Genomic DNA, 20842 nt, shown 5'->3' on the forward strand with positions numbered 1-20842 from the left:
GTCGTGGACCGTCATCCTAGCGTCGCGCTACAGCTGCTCCCCGACCTTGAACCCCTCGCCCTTCCGGGTGTAGGAGAAGCCGTCCGCGCCGATCGTCACGTCCATCTCGCGCGCCTCCTCCCGCTCGCGCACCGGGACCGGGTTCCCGTCCAGGTCCAGCACCGTCGACGCCTCGGTGTACCAGCTGGGCACGACCGGGTTGCCCCACCAGTCCCGCCGCTGGTTGTCGTGCACGTCCCAGGTCACGAGCGGGTTGTCCGGGTCGCCGGTGTAGTAGTCCTGCGTGTAGATCTCCACCCGGTGCCCGTCGGGATCCCGCAGGTACAGGTAGAACGCGTTCGACACCCCGTGCCGCCCCGGCCCGCGCTCGATCGCGTCCGAGCGCCGCAGCGCGCCCAGCTTGTCGCAGATGTAGAGGATGTTGTGCTTCTCGTGGGTGGCGAACGCGATGTGGTGCATCCGCGGCCCCGCCCCGCCGGTCAACGCCGTGTCGTGCACGGTGTCCTTGCGCGCGAACCACGCCGCGTACGTGACGCCGTCGTCGTCGCGGATGTCCTCGGTGCGGCGGAAACCCAGGTCCTCCAGGTACTCCGCGCCACGCGCCACGTCCGGGTACACCTGGTTGAAGTGGTCGAGCCGGACGATCGCGCCCGCCCCGTACCGCTCGTAGTTCCACGTCAGCCGCGGCACGTGCTGCACGTCGTAGAAGAACTCGTACGGGAAACCCAGCGGGTCCAGCACCCGCACCACTTCGCCGATCCCGCGCCGGAATCCCGGGGCCTCACGGCGGACTTCGCAGCCCAGCGCCCGGTAGTGCTCCTCGGCGCGGTCCAGCTCCCGCGGGTGCCGCACGCGGAACCCGAACGCCGCCGCGGCCGGCACGGGACCCTGCCGCAGCACGAGGTTGTGGTGGATGAACTCCTCCAGGCCGCGCAGGTGGATCTCGTGCTCGTCCTCCTCCGTCACCACCAGGCCGAGCACGTCCACGTAGAACTCCCGTGACGCGGCGAGATCGCCGACCACCAGCTCCAGGTAGGCGCAGCGCACGATGTCCGGTGCGTTCACTGGTCTCCGTCCTTTCCGAACCGCGGCGTGTGCACGTCGCCCAGCGTCACGTGGATCGCCTGTTCCTGGGTGTAGAAGTCGAGCGACCGGTAGCCGCCCTCGTGCCCGACCCCCGAGGCCTTGACCCCGCCGAACGGGGACCGCAGGTCGCGCACGTTGTGCGAGTTGATCCAGACCATGCCCGCTTCGATCCGCCCCGACACGTCGTGCGCGCGCCGCAGGTCGTTGGTCCACACGTACGCGGCGAGCCCGTACCGCACGTCGTTGGCCAGCTCGACCGCCTCGTCCTCGGTGTCGAACGGCGTGATCGCCACGACCGGGCCGAAGATCTCCTCCTGGAAGATCCGCGCCGTGCGGGGCACGTCGGCGAACACCGTCGGCGCCAGGTAGTTGCCCTCGGGCAGGTGCGCGGGCCGCTCGCCACCGGCGACGAGCTTCGCCTCCGTCTTGCCGATCTCGACGTAGCCCAGCACGCGTTCATAGTGCTCCGGGTGCACCAGCGCGCCCACCTCGGTGGCGGGATCGGCCGGATGGCCGACCTTCACCGCGGCGGCGCGGCGGGCGTAGCGGGCGACGAACTCGTCGTAGACCGGCCGCTCGACGAGGATGCGCGAGGAAGCCGTGCAGCGCTCGCCGTTGAGGGAGAACACGCCGAACAGGGTGGAGTCCAGCGCCGCGTCGAGGTCGGCGTCGGCGAAGACCACCGCGGGCGACTTGCCGCCCAGCTCCATCGACAGGCCCTTGAGCCGGTCGGAGGCGTTGCGGAAGATCGTGCTGCCGGTCGTGGTCTCACCGGTGAACGAGATGAGGTCGACGTCCGGGTGCTTCACCAGCGCGTCACCGGCGACCTCGCCGATGCCGTTGACGAGGTTGAACACCCCGTCCGGCAAACCGGCTTCGGCGAAGATCCCCGCCCACAGCGACGCCGACAGCGGCGTGAACTCCGCGGGCTTGAGCACGACGGTGCAGCCCGCGGCCAGCGCGGGGGCGAGCTTCCACGATTCCAGCATGAACGGCGTGTTCCACGGCGTGATCAGCCCGGCCACGCCGACCGGTTTGCGGTTGACGTAGTTGAGCTGGGCGCCCGGCACGCGGTAGGCCTCGTCGGTCTGCGCGACGACCAGGTCGGCGAAGAACCGGAAGTTCTCCGCGGCCCGCCGCGCCTGGCCCTTCGCCTGCGTGATCGGCAGCCCGGTGTCGAACGACTCCATCGCCGCCAGCGTCTCGTCCTGGGCCTCGACCGCGTCGGCGATCCGGTTGAGGACGCGGGCGCGCTCGCGGTTGCGCAGACGCGGCCACGGGCCGTCCCGGAACGCGCGGCGGGCGGCGGCGACCGCGGCGTCGATGTCCGCCGCGTCACCCGCGGCGGCGGTGGTGTACACCGTGTTCTTCGTCGGCTCCAGCACGTCGAACGTGCCGCCGTGCACGGAGTCGACGGACTCGCCGTCGATGTGGTGCCGGATGGACTGGGGGAGTTGCATCACGGAAGGCTCCTTGCCGGAACGGGGGTCAGGTACTGCCCGGCCTGGGCGGCGAGCGCGCGGACCTTGTCCTGGCCCTGTTCGGTCAGCGGGATCAGCGGCGGCCGCACGTGCCCGGAACGGATCAGCCCGCGGTGCGCCATCAGCCATTTCGAGGGCGCCGGGTTGGTTTCGGCGAACAGCAGGTCCACCAGAGGGTGCACGCCGTAGTGCAGCTCGCGGGCGCGGTCCCAGTCCCCGGCGACGGCCGCCTCGTAGGTCTGCGCCACCGCGGCCGGGGCGATGTTGGCCAGCGCGGAGACGAACCCGGCGCCGCCCAGCGCGATCAGCGGCAGGCACAGCAGTTCGATGCCCGACCACATGAGCAGGTCCCGGCCGCACAGGTGCATCACGCGGGAGAAGTGCTCGAAGTCCTTGGTGGTCTCCTTGATCCCGACGATGTTCTCGTGGTCGCGGTAGAGCCGCGCGAACGTCTCCGGCGCGATCTCGACCGCGGTGCGCACGGGCACGTTGTACGCCACGACCGGCAGGTCCGGGAACTCCCTGGCGATCGTGGAATACCAGCTGTAGAGCGCTTCCTGCGTGGGCCGCGCGTAGTAGGGCGTGATGACGAGGACGACGTCGGCACCGGCGTCGGCCGCGATCTGGGTCAGCTCCAGGGTTTCGTCGAGCTTGGCCGAACCCGTGCCGGGCGCGAACGGCACCCGGTCGCCCACCTCGTCGGCGACGGTGCGGATCGCCTCGGCGCGCTCGGCGAGCGTCTGCGACGACGGTTCGCCGGTGGAGCCGCCGATCGAGATGCCGTGCGAGCCGTTCGCCAGCTGCCAGCGGACCATCGCCCGCAGCGAATCGTGGTCCACGGCGCCGTCTTCGGTGAAGGGCGTGAACAGCGGGGCGATCGACCCGCGGATGCGGGACGGGTCAGAGCGGTACTTCATCGTGGTCCTTCCGTTCGCTGGTCCGCGCGCCAGGTCTCGAAACGCCGCCGCCAGCCCGCGTCGAGCGGGTACAGGCCCGCGACGGACTCGCCGCGGCCCACCATTTCGGCGATGAACGCCTCTTCCTCCTCCTGCGCCTCGGCGGCGGTCAGCACCTCCTCGACGAGGCCGGGCGGGATGACGAGGGCGCCGTCGTCGTCGGCCACGATCACGTCGCCGGGCTGGACGGTGGCCCCGCCGCAGCTGATCGTCGTGTCCGTCTCCCACGGCACGTGCCGCCTGCCCAGCACGGCGGGGTGGTGCCCGGCGCAGTACACGGGCAGGCCGAGTTCGGTGAGCGGGCGCGCGTCGCGGACGGCGCCGTCGGTGATGACGCCCGCCGCGCCACGCACCTGGGCGCGCAGCGCGAGGATGTCCCCGATGGTGCCGGCCGTCGCGTCGCCGCGGGCCTCCATCACGAGCACATCACCGGGACCGAGTGAGTCGATCGCCCGTTTCTGGGCGTTGTACCCGCCGCCGTGCGCCGCGAAGAGATCCTTGCGGTAGGGGACATACCGCAGCGTGCGAGCCGTCCCGACGAGCCGGGTGCCGGGGACGAGCGGGCGCACGCCGTCGATCGAGGAGTCGTCGTACCCGCGCTTGCGCAGCTGCACGGACAGCGTCGCGACGGCGACCCTGCCCAGGCGCGTGCGCAGGTCGTCGGTGAGGACGGGCGCGGGCGGGGCTCCCCAGGCGTCCGCGCGCTGGGCGTCGTCCACTTCGGACGGACTGCCCCAGCCCGGAAGTGCCGGTGCCGCGACGACTTCCGTCGTCAGCCTGCCCGAGGTGACGCCTGGGTCGTCGAGGGAGAACACCTCGACCTCGATCCGCTGTCCTGGCTCCGCGACGGACGCGCCCGCCGGGGTGCCGGTGAGCACGACGTCGCCGGGCTCCAGCGTCATCACGCGCGAGAGGTCGGCCAGCATGAGGGCGAAGGGGAACAGCATCCCGGCACTGCTGTCGTCCTGCACCAGTGCGCCGTCGAGCCAGGTGCGGACGCCGATGCGGGCGGGGTCGAGCCGGTCCGCGGGGATCAGGTCCGGGCCGAGCGGGGTGTAGCCGTCGCCGCCCTTGGAGCGCACGTTCGAGCCGCGGTCGGCTTTGCGCAGGTCGTGCAGCCCGAGGTCGTTCGCGGCGGTCACCCAGCCGACGCACGCCCACGCGTCGCCGGGGGAGACGCGGCGCGCGGCCTTGCCGAGCACGAGCGCGATCTCCCCTTCGAAGCCGAGGAGTTCCGTGCCCTCGGGGCGCTCCACCGTTCCCGGCCCCGTCACCGAGGAGCTGGTCTTGAGGAAGTACGAGGGGTGCGCCGGGGTCCGCCCACGCTGCGCCGCCCGCGACGCGTAGCTGAGGTGGACGGCGATCACCTTGCCGGGTCGCCTGCCGAAGAGGCGGGTCACCGGGTCTTCGCTCACTGCCCCTCCTCGGGCCACATCATCAACGATGTCATATACGATCTGAGGAGATTCTGGAGTGAGCCGGGCTGTCGTGTCAAGACTGCGGGGTGCAGGGGAGCTGTTACACCCCGGCGCGGCGGCGCGACCTCCGTGCTGGCGGCGTCTCGATTCTCACCGCGAACGGAGTGTGCGGATGGCTGCGGTCTCGTGGGTCTCGGTCGTGTCGGTCGTCGTGTCCGGCGGTTACCAACGCGACTGCTGACTGCTGCCGGATCGCCGCTACCCCTTGAGGCCGCTGCCGAAGCTGCGGATCATGTACCGCTGGAAGACGAAGAACAGCACCAGGACCGGGAGACTGGCCATCAGCAGGCCCGCGAAGATCTCGCCCCAGTTGCTGCTGTACTCGCCGACGAAGCCGTAGATCTGCACGGGCACGGTGACGTTCGGCGTGCCGCCGAGGTACAGCAGCGGGGTGAAGAACTCGTTCCACACGGCCAGTCCGTCGAGCACGATCACGGTGCCGGTGACGGGCAGCAGGAGGGGCAGGATCACCCGCCGGAAGACCTGGACGGTGCCGGCGCCGTCGACGCGGGCGGCTTCCTCGTACTCCACCGGGACCTGGCGGATGAAACCGGTGTAGAGGATGATCGTCAGCGGCAGCTGGATGCCGATGTTGAAGATGATCACCGACACCGGGTTCGCGGAGATGCCCAGCGCCGAGAACGTGCGGTACAGCGGGAGCACGCCGATCTGGAAGGGCACCATCATCCCGGCGGCGACGATCCCGTACCAGCGCCGTCCTCCCGTGCCCGCGCGAGCGAAGTAGTAACCCGCGCATGCGCCGACGACGACCAGCGCCACCACGGTGACCACGACGATGTAGATGCTGTTGAGGAACGCGGAGCCGAGCTGCCCCTGCTCCCAGGCGAGCTTGAAGTTGCTCAGGTCGAACCGCGTGGGCGCGGCGAGCGGGTTCTGCGCCACCTCGGCGGACGAGCGGAAGCCCACCGAGACGAGCAGCCACAGCGGGAAGACGAACACCGCCGTGACGGCCAGCATCACGACCTCGAGAAGGCCGGTGCGCCACGTGTACCTGGTCATCGCCGTTCAGCTCCGTTCCCGGAAGACCCGCATCTGCCCGAACGAGATCACCGCGATGAGGATGAACACGATCAGGCCGAGCGCGATGCCGTAGCCGTACTTGTTGTAGAGGAACGCCTCGTTGTACAGCAGCGTGGACAGTGTCTGCGTGGCGTTCCCCGGCCCGCCCTGCGTCGTGGCGATGACCTGGTCGAACAGCTTCAGCGAGGTGATCAGCGAGAGCGTGATGTTGATCAGGGTGGGTGTGCGCAGCTGTGGCCAGGTGACCCAGGCGAACCGTTTGACCGGGCCGGCGCCGTCCACCAGCGCGGCCTCCAGCACGTCCGCCGGGATGTTCTGCAGGCCGGCGAGGTAGATGACCATCGAGTAGCCCGCGTACTGCCAGACGACGATCGCGACGATGCCCCACATCGCGAGGGACGGGTCACCGAGCACGTTCTCACCCGCGTGCACACCGGCCAGGCCGCTCAGCTTCGCCACGGGCCCGCCGGGGACGAAGATGAACTGCCACAGGTATCCGACGATGATCGGCGTCATCACCACGGGCGCGAACAGCAGCGTCCGCAACACGTTCCGGCTCTTGACCCGCGAGCTGACCCCGAGTGCCAGTGCGAGCCCGATCGCGTTCTGCACCACCGTGATGACCACCGCCATGAGGACGGTGTGCCACAGCGCGCCGACGGTGTCGCTGGAGGAGAACAACGCGACGAAGTTCGCCAGGCCGTTGAAGTGGATCGCGCTACCGAGACCGCTCCAGTCGGTGAAGGCGTACAGGACTCCCTGGACGGTCGGGTAGGCCACCACGGCGAAGAACACCACGAGGCAGGGAACCGCGAACCAGAACGGCACCTTGGTAGCCGAGGTTTTCCGGCGGCGCGCCGGGCCTTTCCGCACTCGCGGCTCGGCGACCCGCTCACTGGTCACTGTCATGGCCTAGGCTCCGTGCAGCGAGTTCTGGACGGCGTCCACCACCTGCTGGACGGTCTTCCTGCCCAGGATCAGGTCCTGGTCGGCGGCGATCATCGCCTGCTTGGTCTCGTAGCTCGGCCAGAAGTTCGTCGGCCACAACGCGGTCTTCTTCGCCTGGTAGAGGTTCGCGACGCCCTGCAGCTCCGGCAGCACGGTCACGCCCGGGGCGGGCGTGTAGGGCACCCCGAAGTTCGCCTTCGACGCCTCGTCGATCTGGTCCTGCTGGGCCATGTAGGCGAGGAACGCCAGCGCGGTCGCCTTGTTCGGGCTCGACTTGGCGACGGCGTAGGCGGCGCCCGTGTTCGTGGTGAGGTAGGTGTCCGCGGGGTTGTCGGTGGCGGGGAGTTCGAACATGTCGTAGTGCTGGTTCGGGTTGCCCTGCTTCAGGTCGTCGACGGCGGGCGAGATGATGTCGACGCCGAGCGCCTTGCCCGAGGACACCAGTTGCGTGGCCTGGGTGTCGGAGTAACCGGTCGAGTTGTCCTCGAAGCAGTGGGCGTCCCGCATCTGCAGGTACTCCTGGTGCGCCTTGGTCAGCGCGTCGCGCCACAGCGCGGACCCCGTCCAGGTCGTCGCGCCGCTCGTGACGTGCTGCGCGAACTGCGGGTCCTGCGAGTACACGAGTGTATTGGCCAGTTCGATCGGGATCTCGGTGTTGAGGTAACCGGTCTGGTTGCCGATCGCGATCGGGGTGATCCCCTTCCCGGCCACGGTGCGGCAGAAACCGAGGAGTTCGGTGAACGTGGTCGGCACCGACACGCCGAGCTTGCCGAGCAGGTCCTTGTTGTACTCGACCCCGGTGGGGTTCTGGTACGACGTGAACGCGTACACCTTTTGCTGGTAGGACACCAGGCTCGTGGCCGTGTCGCCCATCGTGGACGCCCAGGGCTGACCCGTGAGGTCTTCCAGGAGACCGGCCTGCGCCAGGGTTTTGGTCGCCATCGAGTTGCCGGTCCCGCCCCAGACGAACATGACGTCCGGGCCGTGCCCCGCGGCGAGCTGGGCCCGCACGGTCGTCTGGTAGGTGTTGGACGGGGACTGCACGAACTGGACGGTCACGCCCGGGTGCAGCTTCTGGAACCGGTCGGCCGCGTCCTTCAGGTACGGCTGTCCGGTCTCGGAGCTGACCCGGATGGTGCCGCCGATCCCGCTGGATCCCGCCGAACCGCTCGAGGCGTCGAACCCGCCGCACGCGGTGATCGCGGTGGTGCCCGCGAGCAGGGCGGCGGCGACGGCGAGCGGCCGGAACTTCGCTGTGCTGGGGATGCCGGGCATGGCGCTCCTTTCGTGTCGGTGCCGATCCGCGTTCACCCGCGCTGTTCGAGCACCACGTGATAGGGCTGGTTGGCCAAGGTTTTGTCGAGGCCGGGGACGATCCAGGCGTCCGGGCCGGCCGTGCTGCGCGCGACGAGGAAGAAGGCGATCGGATAGGCGCCCGTCGTGCGGTCCGGCGGGATCTCCGCCGTGAAGCCGCCTTCCCGGTCGGCGGTCATCGCGATGTCCTGGTACGCCTCGGCCTGGTTGAGGTGGCGCACCCGCAACGTCAGTTCGATCCCGGGAGCCGCTTCCGCCCGCACCACCAGTGGCTCACCGCGGACGAACCCCGCGGGCGGCACACAGGTGACCGCGGGCCGCGGACCTGTCCGGGCCGGCCGGATCTCCACCGGGTGTTCCGGGGGCACCGCCTCGTCGAGCTCCCGCCGCAGCTCGTCGAGGTCGCGGTCGATCTGGCCGAGCCGGTCGCGCCAGTGCCCCTGCTCGGTCGGGCGGTCCCCGAACGCGAGGTTCGCCGCGTAGACGCCCTCGGCGACGGTCACGATCTCCGCGAGCGCGTTGCGGCCGGACCGGTAGTGCTCGAGTCCCTCGCGCAGGTGGCGTGGATCCTTGGTCTCCCGGAACAGCGAGTACCCGACGCCGGCCCGGATCTTGCCGGCGAAGAACCGGGCCAGCAACAGCTCGATCGTCACGTCGAGTGCGATCCGGCGGAAACCGGGTGCCGAGGCGTCGGTGGCGAGCCGCCGTGCCCGCGCGAGCGCCGCCTCCGCGTCCGTCGCGAAACCGTCGAGCCAGGTCGCCACCTGGTCCGGGGTGCACTTCCCGGACGGCGTCCGCGTGACCAGGCCGTGGGCGTAGTCGTCCGCGGATTCGAACAGTTCCGGGTCGAGCGGGCTGACCGTGCCCCACGTGCCCGGCGCTGCCAGGTCGAACCCGTACGTTTCCGAGGTGGCGGCGCGGGCGATCGGCAGGTCCGTGAACACCTCGGGCCAGAAGAAGTTGTTGGAGGCGCTGAGCGTCTGCGTGACGGTCACCAGTGGCAGCACCTTGCCGGCCGCGCTCAGCGCCGCGGCGAGGTCCTCGGCGGCGTCGCCGGCCAGCGTGCGCAGCTCGCGCAGCCACGACTCGGGTTCGCTGTCGGGGTCGAACATCAGCCGTCCCCACAGGCCGTATTCGTAGCTGTACTTCCGCCAGTCCGCGGTGCCCAGCCGCAGCGTGGGATCGGCGTAGAGATCCCGTGTCGCCCCGCGTCCGGTGTCCTTGCGGCCCCGGAAGGTCAACGGCTCGCACAGCTCGGCGCCCAGCGCTCCGGCGATTCCGCTCATCCGCCCGTACCCCGCGAACAGCTCCGGGTCGGCCCAGAGCAGGAACCGCTGGCTGCCCGGCCACACGCGGAAGAGCAGGTCGTGGTTCCGGTCGAGGCGGAGGAAGTCGCCATAGCCGTAGCGGGTGAACCGCCGCGTGTTCTGGGTGATGCCACGCAGCCCGTCGCCGTCGGCCGGGCGCGCCGCCTCCAGCGGCCGGACCGCCGCCTGGTGGTAGGGCAGGCCCTGGTGTTCTGCCCAGTACTTCGCCGAAACCACCACGTGGGCGCCGGTCGCCTGTGCCGCGTCCAGCAGGTCCTGGTCCACGCCCTTCGCGTGGAGGTCCACGTCGAGTGGCCTTCCGGCGTCCCGCAGACCGCTCAGCACCGTTCGCCAGAAGGCGGCACGACCTGCCTCCGGCACGCCACCCTCGTAGTGCACCCGGAAGGTGAGGCCGTCGATCGAGGGGCATTCCCGCAGCAGTTCCCGCAGCCCGGCCGCCGAGTACTCGGCGACCTCCTCGTCCGCCAGGCCGTGAACCGGGTAGCGGAGGTTCGGACTGTCCACAAGCTCCGGTCGAACCGCGTGGTTCCACAGTCCCAGCTGGAAATGCACGCCACGGCGCTGGGCCTCGGCACTGGCGAACCGCAGTGCCGCGAGGTTCTCCGCTCGTTCCCGCTGCGACAACCCGGCCACCCCGACGCCTTCCCAACCGGGTACCGGGAGCAGGAACGGGTAGGCGAAGCACAGGTAGTTGTCGCGGACGTCGTCGTCGTGCGAGTAGTTGTACTGCATGCCCAGGGCCAGGTGCAGGCGGTTGATCCGGTGCAGGGCGAGCTCGTCGAGATAGCGCTTCCAGAAATCCCGGTCGCACAGCCACGGACGGTCGAGCACATCGCTGGAAAAGGCGCGCAGCACACCGCGGACGGCGACGGCGGGAGCGCGGAGAGCCGATTCCGCCGTCCGGATCGTCGTGACGGGGTCCGCTGAGTGCCGCACCCGGTCGGCGAGCTCGGTCAGCCCGTGCGCTAGGCCCCGTGCACCACCGGCGCGGACCAGCACTTCACCGGCCGACGGTCCTGGCTCGATGAGGAAAGCCTCCGCGGGACCGAGTCCTTCGAGCACCTCGGCGCGCACGACGGCGGCGCTCGGGCCGGACTCGTCCGTCCACACGGGAATTCCCTTTTCTGCCAGCGCCTCCCGCAGCATCGACACGGCCCAGGGCACGGGGGCGACCGGGTCGGTCCCGTCGGCGAGGGTGATCAGCACATGGGCATCGGCACGATCCGGCACCTGCGTTCGCCTCCTTGCGTCACGCACGGGAAAACACCGAGATTCCGTAGTTCGGAAGAACTATTTCACGAAGGCTAGTTCCGGTCGCGCCGCGCCGTCAAGGGCGGGGTTGCGGGAACATTGTTGCCAGTAAAGAGAAAAAGGCGTACCGGCGAAACCGCGAGGCGGTTCCGATGAGCTGGTCAGAGCATGTTCTACTGTGGACGGTGGGGACGAGGCGGAGGGCGGGCCGCCGGCGGGAAGGTCATACCTGCACGCTCCCGGAAGCGCTCGAACCGGTCACCGGCCGGACGACCTTCGGCGGCGCGGCGCAAGAGGCGCGCTCGACCAGCCGGGTCGGCAGCCGGACATGGGTTTCGGCGGGCTCGTTGCCCGCGAGGATCTCGACGAGCATCTCGACGGCCCGCCTGCCCAGGAGCTGGATGGGCTGTTCGATCGTGGTGAGCGGGGGATCGGCCATCATGCTCTCCGGCACGTTGTCGAACCCGATCACGGAAAGGTCGTCCGGCACCCGGATCCCCAGTGTCGTGGCTTCGTCCATCGCGACCAGTGCCGACAGGTCGTTCGCGGCGAAGATGGCCGTGGGCCGGTCCGGCTGGGACAGCAGCTCGTGCACGGCCTGCCGGGACACGTCCTCCTGGTAACCGGCGGCCCGCACCAGGCCGGGGTCGAACGCGACGCCCGCCGCGGCGAGCGCGCTGCGGTAGCCGTCCTCCCGCTCTTGCGACGACTTCAGGTCCCGGGGCGGCCGGCCGAGGAAGCCGATGCGCCGGTGCCCCAGCGACAGCAGGTGCTCCGTCGCCATCCGGGCGCCCCGGAAGTTGTCGGCGCCGACCGTGGGTCCGTCTTCGCCGCCCGTGTGGGGATCGACGGCGACGACCGGAACGTCGGAACGCGGCGCCGACACGGTGGGCGTCACCAGCACGGCCCCGTCGATCAACGTGCCCGACAGCCGCGACAGGTAGCGGTTCTCCCAGCCGAGGTCCCGCGGGCCCACGCCACCGGCGGAGTAGATGACGAGTTCGTAGTCGTTGTCCCGCATCGCGCGCTCCGCGCCCTTGAGCAACTCGGCGCTGAAGGGTTCGATGGCCCACACGAGGACGCCGATGACGTTGGTCCGGTGGTTGCGCAGGCTGCGCGCCACCAGGCTCGACTCGAAGCCGAGCTCGGCGATGACCTCCCGCACGCGCGCCACCGTCGCCGCGGCCACGCCGTACCGGTTGTTGAGCACCTTCGACACCGTCGCCACCGACACGCCCGCTCGCGCGGCGACGTCGCGGATGGTCACCCGACTGTTCGTCACCTGGCTGACCATACTCCCTTTTCAAACGTTATCGATAACGATTGACACCAGGTCAGAGCGCTGACCAGAATGGTCGGCGGGTGCCCTGCGCCCGGGCGGCCCGGTGCCGCCGGCGGTGCTTCTCCGTGCTCCGATCCGGCCCCGAGGGGTGAAGACTTGACGAACGACGCCACACCGCCGCTGCGGGTGGAAGGAAGCCGGCTGGTGACCGCGAGCGGCACGCCCGTGCGCCTGCGCGGGGTCGGGCTCGGTGGGTGGCTGAACCTGGAGAACTTCATCACCGGGTTCCCCTCGACCGAGGAACTGCATCGCCAGGCGATGCGAGCGCTGTTGGGGCAGGAGGTCCACGACGCCTTCTTCGACCGCTTCCAGGAGGTGTTCTTCACCGACGACGACGCGGCCTTCCTGGCCGGTCTGGGCCTCAACTGCGTCCGCGTTCCGTTCCACTACCGGCTGTTCGAAGACGACGACCGGCCGATGGAACTGAAGGAGGAGGGCTTCCGGCTGCTGGACCGCGCCGTCGACGTGTGCGCCCGGCACGGTCTCTACACGGTGCTGGACCTGCACGCCGCACCCGGCCACCACAACCAGCGCTGGCACAGCGACAACCCGACCCACAGGTCGATGTTCTGGCAGCACCGGCATTTCCAGGACCGGGTGGTGCACCTGTGGCAGACGCTGGCCGGCCGGTACCGCGGGAACCCGTGGGTCGCCGGCTACAACCCGCTCAACGAGCCCGCGGACCCCGAGGGGCACGTGATCGAGCCGTTCTACGCCCGGCTGCACCAGGCGATCCGGGCGGTCGACCCGGACCACGTGATCTTCCTGGACGGGAACCGCAACGCCACCGAATTCGGCATGTTCCGGGACCCCTGGCCCAACACCGTCTACACCGTGCACGACTACGCGCTCGCGGGGTTCGCGGACGCCGGGCCCTATCCCGGGGTGTCACGCGGGGAGTACGTCGACCAGCGGTACCTGGAAAAGCGCTTCCTCCAGCGGTCGGAGTACATGCGCGGCACCGGGACGCCGATCTGGGTCGGCGAGTTCGGTCCTGTCTACAGTGGACACGCGGAACGGGACGAGTCGCGCTACCGGGTGCTGGCCGACCAGCTGGAGATCTACGACGAGCACGACGCGGGCTGGAGCCTGTGGACCTACAAGGACATCGGGCTGCAGGGCGTGGTGCACGTGGAGAGGACCTCGCCCTACCTCGAGCGCATCGCCCCGGTACTCGAGAAGAAGGCACGGCTCGGCGTGGACCTGTGGGGCGGGACCGACGCCGGGATCCGGCACATCCTCGACCCGCTGGAGCGGACGGTGGCGGAGGAGTTCCCGCGGTTCGACCCGCGCCCGTTCGGGCAACGGGAATGGGTGCAGGTGCTGGTGAGGCACATCCTGCTGGCCGAACCCATGGTCGACGACTTCGCCCGGTGTTTCCTCGGTGTCGGCGCCGAGGAAGCCCGGGCTCTCGCCGATTGCTTCGCCTTCGGCCGCTGCGTCGAGCGAACGCGCCTGACCGACGTCCTGCGAGCCCACCTGTGAAGATCGAGAGCATCGAAACGTTCGTCAGGGGACCGATCGCGGTCGTGCGCGTCCGCACCGACGACGGTGCCGAGGGAATCGGCCAGACCGCCCCCTACGAAGCCGCGCTCACCGCGCGGGTGCTGCACACGATGGTCGCCCCGTGCTTCCTGGGCCGTGATCCCTGGGACCTCGAGGTCCTCGTCGACGACTGCCTCCGCAGGCACTACAAGTTCCCCGGGAGTTTCCTGCACCGGGCACTGTCCGGTGTGGACACGGCGCTGTGGGACATCCTCGGCCGCAGTACGGGTCAACCGGTGAGCAAGCTGCTCGGCGGGCACGCCCGGGATTCGGTGCCGGTGTACGCGTCGAGCATGCGCCGTGACATCAGTCCGGAGCAGGAGGCCGAGCGGCTGCTGGGGCACATCCGGGAATCCGGCTTCGGGGCCGTGAAGATCCGGGTCGGCGAAGCGATGGGACGGGACGTCGACGCCGCGCCGGGGCGTACCGAACACATCATCAGGCACCTGCGGCAGGAACTCGGCGAGGAGATCCACATTTCCGCGGACGCCAACGGCGGGTTCACGGCCGCCCGGGCGGTCCGGGTGGGGAGGATGCTCGAGGAGTACGGCTACTTCCACTTCGAGGAACCGTGCCCCTTCCCCGAACTGGAACAGACCGCGCGGGTGACGGCGGCGCTCGACATCCCCGTGTCCGGGGGTGAACAGGACTTTTCGCTCTCCCAGTTCCAGCGCATGATCACCGGGCACGTGGTCGACATCGTGCAGCCGGACATCGGCTACCTCGGCGGCGTGTCCCGCGCCCGGAAGGTGGCGGTGCTCGCCGAGGCCGCCGGTATCCCGTGCACCCCCCACTGCGCGAACAGCTCGCTGCTGCAGGTGTTCACCCTGCACCTCGCCGCCGCGATGCCCGCGTGCCACCACTACCAGGAGTGGAGCATCGAAGACACCCCGTGGACCCGCGGAATCTACGGTCCGCTGCCGGAGGTCGTCGGCGGACGGGTGCCGGCTCCTTCGGGACCCGGCTGGGGCGTGGAACTCGAACCCGGGTTCATCGCCGCAGCCGAGCGTCAGGTGTCCCGACTGGGCAGCTGATTTCACGGGTGCGGCGCCCGGCTCCTCCCTGAACGGCGCGCAGCGCTCGTCGGATGGTGGCCTGGCCCTGGTTGCCCACGTCGGCCCGCTCGGCAGCGCCCGCGGGCTCGCACACGCGGTCTTCCGCCGCGCTTCGTCCGGTTCAGCGCCACCTGCCCGGAGCGAAACCGCTCTAGGCGCACACGGACTGCACGGCGGTGTCGAGCGCCTCCCGGTGCAGGGCGTCCAGCCGGCCGAGGACGACCGCGGATCCGGTGGCCACGGCGAGCTGGACGGTGCACGCCGTTCGCTTGGCGCGTACGTCCACAGTGGACTTCAGCTGCCCGAGCAGGTCCGTGGTCAGCCGGTCGAGCCGGGTGCGGATCTCGCCGAGGTCCGGGCGGGTGGTGGGCGCTTCGCCCGGGTGGGCGGTCCAGCGGGCGAACAGGCCCCGCTGCACCTGCTTGCTCGCGGTGATCTGGTCCTCGAAGAACGCCGCCGCCTGCTCCGGGTCCAGGCCGAGTGCCCCGGCCTGCTGCCGCACCTGGTCGAGCACCTGCTGTTCGCGGGCCGGGTCGTCGATCGGGGAGCCGGTGCCGAACTTGGCCGCCGCCACGTCGTCGCTCACGCGCAGGCGCTCGACGACGAGGTCGGTCAGTGCGCCGAGCCTGCCGAAAGCCTTGTGCGGCGCGGGAACGCCGGTCGCGGGCGCGTCCGCGGCGGTGGCCGGGGGAGCGGTCACCGACATCGTGCCGGCCACCGCCAGTGCGGTGACCGCGACACCACGGGCCACCCTGCTGCGCTTGCCCAACTGCCTGCCTCACTTTCGCACGCTGTGTGTAGCGCTCACTATAGCGCGATCTCCACAAGATAGAACGATCAGTCTTGACAGCGACCGCATCGCGGCGCACAGTGGAAAGTGATAGAACGTTCGGTATCGCGGTTCGGCCGCGACGGAGAAGGGATTCCTCTCATGGCCAAGCCCCTGTACGTCGGCATCGCCACCTCGACCGGCGACGGCCGCGCGGGAGGGCAGGCGCGGACCGACGACGGCCTGCTGGACCTCTCGCTGGCGATCCCCAAGGAGATGGGCGGACCCGGTGGCGCGACCAACCCGGAGCAGCTGTTCGCCGCCGGCTGGGCGTCGTGCTTCCACTCGGCGCTCAAGGCCGTCGCGGCCCAGCGCGAGGTCGCGGTCACCGACTCCGCGGTCGTCGCGGAGGTCGAGGTGCACCCGACGCCGGAAGGCGGGTTCTCCCTCGGTGCTGCGCTGCACGTCGAACTGTCCGGTGTGGACCAGGCCACCGCGGACCGGCTCGTCGAAGGCGCCCACGCGATCTGCCCGTACTCGAACGCGACGCGGGGCAACATCCCGGTGACGGTCGACGCGACCGTCGCCTGAGGGCGACCGCCGGGCCGGCGCGGAGATCGCCGGCCCGGCGCGCCCGGTGGGGGAGCGGGGCCGTCGCGGACCTATCATGGCCGCATGGCGAGGGATTCCAGCTCCGGGGCGAGCAGCCGAGAGGTCATCTTGAACGCGGCTCGCGCCCTCGTCGGCGAAAAGGGCTACGACGGCATGGCCATTTCGGACCTCAGCGCGCAGTCCGGGCTCCCGCCGAGTTCGATCTACTACCACTTCGGCAGCAAGCTCGGCGTCCTGGCGGCGCTGCTGGAGCGCACCTTCGACGAGCTGCACGCGCTGTTCCCGAACCCGTCGTCGTACGACGAACTGGCGCCGCTCGACCGCCTCGAGGCGTGGTTTTCCGCCGCCTGCGAATCGCTCGACCGGCGGCCGGACTACCTCCAGCTACTGGTCGCCATCAGCATCGGCCCGCAGAAGGACGCGGAGGCGGTGCAGGCGACCGTGCGCCGGATCCGCGACTACGCCCACGCGTCGTGGGTGGCCGCGCTGACCCCGATCTTCGCGCCGCACGGCGGCAAGAACAACGAGGCCCTCGTCCAGCAGCTGGCCGTGCTCGGCCGCGCCCTGACGGACGGCCTTTCGGTGAGCAACAGCTTCGACGGCAAGAGCTACCGTTCGCAGGTCGCGCCGTTCGTCGCCCTCGTCCGCGGTCTGGCGGAACAGCGGGCGGCCAAGCGCAAGCGCTGACGGGGGGTTCGATCGCCCTTGATAACGCCGCCGCCCGTTGTATAGTGAGCGCTACATACAACGAATGAGGCGGCACATGACGAGCACTCTGGATGTCGGTGACGCGCGCCTGGCCTACACCGAGGCCGGTTCGGGCAGCCCGGTCGTGTGGCTGCACGGCTCGGGTCCGGGCGCCACCGGGATGAGCAACTTCGGCGGGAACCTGCCCGCCTTCTCCGACTACCGCAACATCGTGGTCGACCTGCCCGGCTGGGGGGAGTCCCCGCGGCCGGAAACGGGCGAGCCGTTGATCTTCCACGCCGCCGACCGGGTGTGCCGGGCGATGACGGCGCTCGGGATCGAGCGGGCCCACCTGGTCGGCAACTCCTACGGCGGCGCCGTGGCGATGCGGATCGCGATGCGGTACCCGGACCGGGTGGACCGGCTCGTCCTCATGGCGCCGGGCGGGGTCCTCCCGCCGGACGCGCCGCCGTGGCCCGCCGGGCTGGAACGGCTTTTCGCCTACATGGCCGCGGACAAGCCGTCGCGGGAAGCCATGGCCGAGTTCGTCCGGCACATGGTCTTCGACGAGTCGCTCGCGACCGACGCGCTCATCGACGAGCGGTACGAGTCGAGCCTGCGGGCCCACCCCGAGCTGCCGGTACCGCCGAACTTCGGTGACCTGACACCCGACCTCGGCCTGATCACCGCACCCACGTTGCTCGTGTGGGGGCGGGAAGACCAGACCGTGCCGCTGACCTGGGCGCCGAGGATCCTCACCGGGATCCCGAACGCGGAGCTGCGGGTGCTGCCGAACTGCCGGCACTGGGTCCAGTACGAGCGGGCACCCGAGTTCAACCACATCGTCCGCGAGTTCCTGCGGGGCGGCGCGGCCGCGGCGGAGGGATGAGGCGTGGGAATCAGGAAACTGGGTTACGTCGGGCTCGAGGTCACCGACGTCGACGCGTGGACGGACCTGCTCGGGCGCACGCTGGGCGTCGGGGTCACCCACGCCAAGTCCGGCACGGACGAGGTCGTCCTCGCCGAACTCGACGAGTTCAAGTACCGCCTTGCGCTCCATCCGTCCACACAGGACCGTCCCAGGGAGCTGGGCTGGATCGTCGACTCGCCCCCGGAGCTGGACCGGCTCACCCGGAAACTGGCCGACGCCGGGTTCACCGTCGCGGACGGCTCGGCGGAGGAACGGGAACTGCGTGGTGCCACGCACTTGCGGTGGTTCACCGACCCGGTGGGCTACCGCGTGGAGCTGGCCGTCGGGGAAGCCAAGGTGCGCCTCGGGGCCGAACGCCCGGCGGGCGGCCGCGGCGTGACCGGCCTCGGTCACTTCGTGCTGGCCGGCCCGAAGCTCGGGGAGCTGCGCGAACTCTACGAGTCGGTGCTCGAGTTCAAGCTGACCGACTACCGCGCCCCCGGCCTGTTCTTCTTCCGCTGCAACCGAACGCACCACAGCATCGCGCTCGCGTCCGCCGAGACCGCGTCGATCCACCACCTCGAACTGGAGCACGGCTCGCTCGACGACGTCGGGCGGGCCTACGACCGGGCGAGGGCCAACGACGTGCCGATCTCGATCAGCCTCGGCAGGCACATGAACGACAAGGCCATCTCCTTCTACGTCCGCAACCCCAGCGGTTTCCACCTGGAGATCGGCTGCGGCGGCATCGAGGTCGGCGACGACTGGCTCCCGCACGACTTCGGGCGTTCGGACGAGTGGGGCCACCACCACGCCGACGCGAACCCCTTCGCGTCACCGAAGTCATGACCGGGCCCGGCCTTTCGGCTCGCCGTGCCGTGGTCACGGGCGCGGCGAGCGGGATCGGCGCGGCCGTGGCGGCCCGGCTGGCGGCGCTCGGCGCCCACGTCGTCGTCTGCGACATCGACGCCGAAGGCGCGGCCCGGACAGCCGAACGGATCGGGGGCGAGGCGAGGGTGATCGACCTCAGCCGGACCGCCGACCTCGCCGAGGCGGAGTTCGACGCCGACATCCTCGTGAACAACGCCGGGATCCAGCACGTCGCACCCCTGGAGCGGTTCGAGCCCGAGCGGTTCGCGTTCATGCTGCGGCTGATGCTGGAGGCTCCGTTCCTGCTGACCCGGGCCGTCCTGCCGGGGATGTACGAGCGCGGCTGGGGCCGGATCGTCCACATCTCGAGCATCCACGGCCTGCGGGCGAGCGCTTACAAGTCCGCTTACGTCAGCGCCAAGCACGGCCTGCTCGGGCTGTCCAAGGTCATCGCGCTGGAAGGCGCGGCCAAGGGCGTCACGAGCAACTGCGTGTGCCCGGGTTACGTGCGCACCCCGCTCGTCGAGAACCAGCTGGCCGACCAGGCCGCGGTGCACGGCCTGAGCACGGACGAGGTGGTGTCGGAGGTGCTGCTGGCGAGGTCGGCGGTGAAGCGCCTCATCGAACCGGGTGAGGTCGCCGCCGCGGTGGCGTACCTCTGCTCACCCGAGGCCTCGGCCGTGACCGGCACCGAGCTGGTCCTCGACGGAGGCTGGAGCGCCGCCTGACGTCGGCTCCGGGGCGGCCATCGGCAACGGCGTCGCCGAGAAGACGCCTTCGGGATCCACGGCCGCCTTGATCCGCTGCAGGCGGGGCAGGTTGTCCCCGTGGACTCCGGCGAGCTGGTCGGCCGCCTCCGGGCCGAGGAGGTTGGCGTACCCGCCCGGGAAGGCGGACCCGGCCAAAGCCGCGGACGCCGCATCGGCCCAGCTGTCGACGGGCTCGCCGGGTTCGCCCGCTTCGCGGATGCCGAGAATCTCGGCCATGAGGTGTGGCCCGCGCAGCGCGAACGCGGTGTCGGCGGTGGCGACCTCGGCCGCGGCGCCGTGGAAGTGGTGCAAGGTCATCCCGGACAGCGGCGTCGGCAGCCGGCCGCCGAAGCGCTCGACGACGTCGATCACGTCGTCGACGAGACCGGGCATCGAACGGGTCCGGATGGTCACGTACCTCCCGTCGGGGAACATCGCGTCCCGCCCGGCGATCGCGGCCGCGTACGGCGCGGCCTCCAGCTGGGCGAGCAGGGGATCGCCGAGCCGCGTCAACGCCTGCACCGGCCCCGACGGGTCCTCGCCGGTCGCCGTGTCCCCGGCCCAGGTCGGCAGCACCAGCAGGGCGGGGGAGCCGTCCGGCGCGGCGATCGCCCCGACCTGGATCGTCAGGTCGGCGGGCGCGGCGTGCTGCGCCTCGCGAGCCCGTTCCAGCACCTGCCGGGCCTGGTGCCAGGGGTAGAGCACCAAGCCGGTCACGACGGAGGGGATGGCGTGCAGCCGGACGGTCATCGACGTCACGGCCCCGAAGTTGCCGCCTCCGCCGCGCAGGGCCCACAGCAGGTCGGGATCGTGCCGGGCGTCCGTGCGCACGACGGACCCGTCGGCCAGGACCACCTCGGCGGCCAGCAGGTTGTCCGCGGCGAGGCCGGTCCGCCCGGCGAGCGGGCCGTAACCGCCGCCGAGGGTGAGCCCCGCCATCCCCACCGTGCCGATCGTGCCCGTCGCGGCCACGAGTCCGTGCTCGCCGGCCGCCGCCAGCACGTCGTTGGCCGACGCGCCGCCGCCGACTTCGGCGGTCCGGGCGCCGGGGTCCACCCGGACCTCGTGCAGCGGCCGCAGATCCAGCGTGAGGCCCCCGTCGCTCAGCGCGCGGCCCGCCCAGTCGTGGCCGCGGCCGCGGACCGTGAGCGGGAGCCCGCGGTCACGCGCGGTGCGTACGCCGAGCACCACATCGGCGGTGGTCGTGCAGCTCAGCACGATGGCGGGCCGGTGCCGCACCGCGCCGTTCCACACCGTGACGCCTTCGGTGTAGCCCCGGCCGGTCACGTGCACCTGCGAGGCGCGGAGGGAGGTGCGCAGTACGCGGTGGGCGTCGGCGATCGCGCGGGCCTGGTCGGCAGAGTGCTGCCTAATGTTTATGTCAAGCAGCGGTAGCCGTGGTGTGTCGGTAGTCGGCCTG

18 protein-coding genes are annotated in these 20842 nt (G+C 70.6%); 7 read left to right on the top strand and 11 right to left on the bottom strand.

The window, feature by feature from the left end; all coding sequences use genetic code 11:
- Positions 1 to 27: 27 nt before the first annotated feature.
- From hpaD to ABFX51_RS14735, 9 genes are all read right to left on the bottom strand, one after another.
- Positions 28 to 1065 (bottom strand): 3,4-dihydroxyphenylacetate 2,3-dioxygenase, encoded by a 1038-nt coding sequence (gene hpaD / locus ABFX51_RS14695; RefSeq protein ID WP_346053995.1) that lies wholly within the window; start codon positions 1063 to 1065, stop codon positions 28 to 30.
- On the bottom strand, positions 1062 to 2546 hold the full coding sequence (hpaE, locus tag ABFX51_RS14700) for a 5-carboxymethyl-2-hydroxymuconate semialdehyde dehydrogenase (RefSeq protein WP_346054011.1): 1485 nt from the start codon (positions 2544 to 2546) through the stop codon (positions 1062 to 1064). The genes hpaD and hpaE overlap by 4 nt, the downstream gene beginning before the upstream one ends.
- Positions 2546 to 3484: a 4-hydroxy-tetrahydrodipicolinate synthase gene (gene dapA, locus ABFX51_RS14705; protein WP_346053996.1), complete on the bottom strand. Its 939-nt coding sequence runs from the start codon at positions 3482 to 3484 to the stop codon at positions 2546 to 2548. The genes hpaE and dapA overlap by 1 nt, the downstream gene beginning before the upstream one ends.
- Positions 3481 to 4938, bottom strand: a complete 1458-nt coding sequence (locus ABFX51_RS14710; protein ID WP_346053997.1) for a fumarylacetoacetate hydrolase family protein — start codon at positions 4936 to 4938, stop codon at positions 3481 to 3483. Before ABFX51_RS14710 ends, dapA begins: the two co-directional genes overlap by 4 nt.
- A gap of 261 nt (positions 4939 to 5199) precedes the next feature.
- Positions 5200 to 6021, bottom strand: a complete 822-nt coding sequence (locus ABFX51_RS14715) for a carbohydrate ABC transporter permease (protein ID WP_346053998.1) — start codon at positions 6019 to 6021, stop codon at positions 5200 to 5202.
- 6 nt (positions 6022 to 6027) lie between these two features.
- Positions 6028 to 6951, bottom strand: a complete 924-nt coding sequence (locus tag ABFX51_RS14720; RefSeq protein ID WP_346053999.1) for a carbohydrate ABC transporter permease — start codon at positions 6949 to 6951, stop codon at positions 6028 to 6030.
- A 3-nt stretch (positions 6952 to 6954) separates the two neighbouring features.
- Positions 6955 to 8265: an ABC transporter substrate-binding protein gene (locus tag ABFX51_RS14725; protein ID WP_346054000.1), complete on the bottom strand. Its 1311-nt coding sequence runs from the start codon at positions 8263 to 8265 to the stop codon at positions 6955 to 6957.
- A gap of 32 nt (positions 8266 to 8297) precedes the next feature.
- Complete coding sequence (locus tag ABFX51_RS14730; protein WP_346054001.1) at positions 8298 to 10862, bottom strand: hypothetical protein; 2565 nt, start codon at positions 10860 to 10862, stop codon at positions 8298 to 8300.
- Between the two features lie 244 nt (positions 10863 to 11106).
- The gene (locus ABFX51_RS14735; RefSeq protein WP_346054002.1) at positions 11107 to 12165 is read right to left on the bottom strand and encodes a LacI family DNA-binding transcriptional regulator; all 1059 of its coding nucleotides are present in this window, start codon (positions 12163 to 12165) and stop codon (positions 11107 to 11109) included.
- 156 nt (positions 12166 to 12321) lie between these two features.
- Here ABFX51_RS14735 and ABFX51_RS14740 point away from each other — a divergent pair, with 156 nt between their 5' ends.
- Together ABFX51_RS14740 and ABFX51_RS14745 are read left to right on the top strand one after the other, a co-directional pair.
- Complete coding sequence (locus ABFX51_RS14740) at positions 12322 to 13710, top strand: glycoside hydrolase family 5 protein (RefSeq protein WP_346054003.1); 1389 nt, start codon at positions 12322 to 12324, stop codon at positions 13708 to 13710.
- Positions 13707 to 14804 carry a mandelate racemase/muconate lactonizing enzyme family protein gene (locus ABFX51_RS14745; protein WP_218153617.1) on the top strand — a complete coding sequence of 366 codons (1098 nt, stop codon included), beginning with the start codon at positions 13707 to 13709 and terminating at the stop codon, positions 14802 to 14804. The genes ABFX51_RS14740 and ABFX51_RS14745 overlap by 4 nt, the downstream gene beginning before the upstream one ends.
- Positions 14805 to 14976: 172 nt before the next feature.
- Here the strand turns inward: ABFX51_RS14745 and ABFX51_RS14750 are convergent, their stop codons facing one another.
- The gene (locus ABFX51_RS14750; protein ID WP_346054004.1) at positions 14977 to 15594 is read right to left on the bottom strand and encodes a chorismate mutase; all 618 of its coding nucleotides are present in this window, start codon (positions 15592 to 15594) and stop codon (positions 14977 to 14979) included.
- 162 nt (positions 15595 to 15756) lie between these two features.
- Here ABFX51_RS14750 and ABFX51_RS14755 point away from each other — a divergent pair, with 162 nt between their 5' ends.
- The 5 genes from ABFX51_RS14755 to ABFX51_RS14775 all read left to right on the top strand — a co-directional run bounded on the left by ABFX51_RS14755 (position 15757) and on the right by ABFX51_RS14775 (position 19401).
- The gene (locus ABFX51_RS14755) at positions 15757 to 16185 is read left to right on the top strand and encodes an organic hydroperoxide resistance protein (protein WP_346054005.1); all 429 of its coding nucleotides are present in this window, start codon (positions 15757 to 15759) and stop codon (positions 16183 to 16185) included.
- Positions 16186 to 16269: 84 nt separating this feature from the next.
- On the top strand, positions 16270 to 16893 hold the full coding sequence (locus ABFX51_RS14760) for a TetR/AcrR family transcriptional regulator (RefSeq protein ID WP_346054006.1): 624 nt from the start codon (positions 16270 to 16272) through the stop codon (positions 16891 to 16893).
- A 76-nt stretch (positions 16894 to 16969) separates the two neighbouring features.
- The gene (locus ABFX51_RS14765) at positions 16970 to 17782 is read left to right on the top strand and encodes an alpha/beta fold hydrolase (RefSeq protein ID WP_346054007.1); all 813 of its coding nucleotides are present in this window, start codon (positions 16970 to 16972) and stop codon (positions 17780 to 17782) included.
- A gap of 3 nt (positions 17783 to 17785) precedes the next feature.
- Positions 17786 to 18652 (top strand): VOC family protein, encoded by an 867-nt coding sequence (locus tag ABFX51_RS14770; protein WP_346054008.1) that lies wholly within the window; start codon positions 17786 to 17788, stop codon positions 18650 to 18652.
- On the top strand, positions 18649 to 19401 hold the full coding sequence (locus ABFX51_RS14775) for a 3-hydroxybutyrate dehydrogenase (RefSeq protein WP_346054009.1): 753 nt from the start codon (positions 18649 to 18651) through the stop codon (positions 19399 to 19401). Before ABFX51_RS14770 ends, ABFX51_RS14775 begins: the two co-directional genes overlap by 4 nt.
- Here ABFX51_RS14775 and ABFX51_RS14780 read toward each other — a convergent pair.
- Positions 19336 to 20709 carry an FAD-binding oxidoreductase gene (locus tag ABFX51_RS14780; RefSeq protein ID WP_346054010.1) on the bottom strand — a complete coding sequence of 458 codons (1374 nt, stop codon included), beginning with the start codon at positions 20707 to 20709 and terminating at the stop codon, positions 19336 to 19338. The genes ABFX51_RS14775 and ABFX51_RS14780 overlap by 66 nt on opposite strands.
- Positions 20710 to 20842 lie beyond the last annotated feature (133 nt).

It is taken from the genome of Amycolatopsis dongchuanensis, from assembly GCF_039542405.1.
Classification (GTDB): Bacteria; Actinomycetota; Actinomycetes; order Mycobacteriales; family Pseudonocardiaceae; genus Amycolatopsis_E; species Amycolatopsis_E sacchari.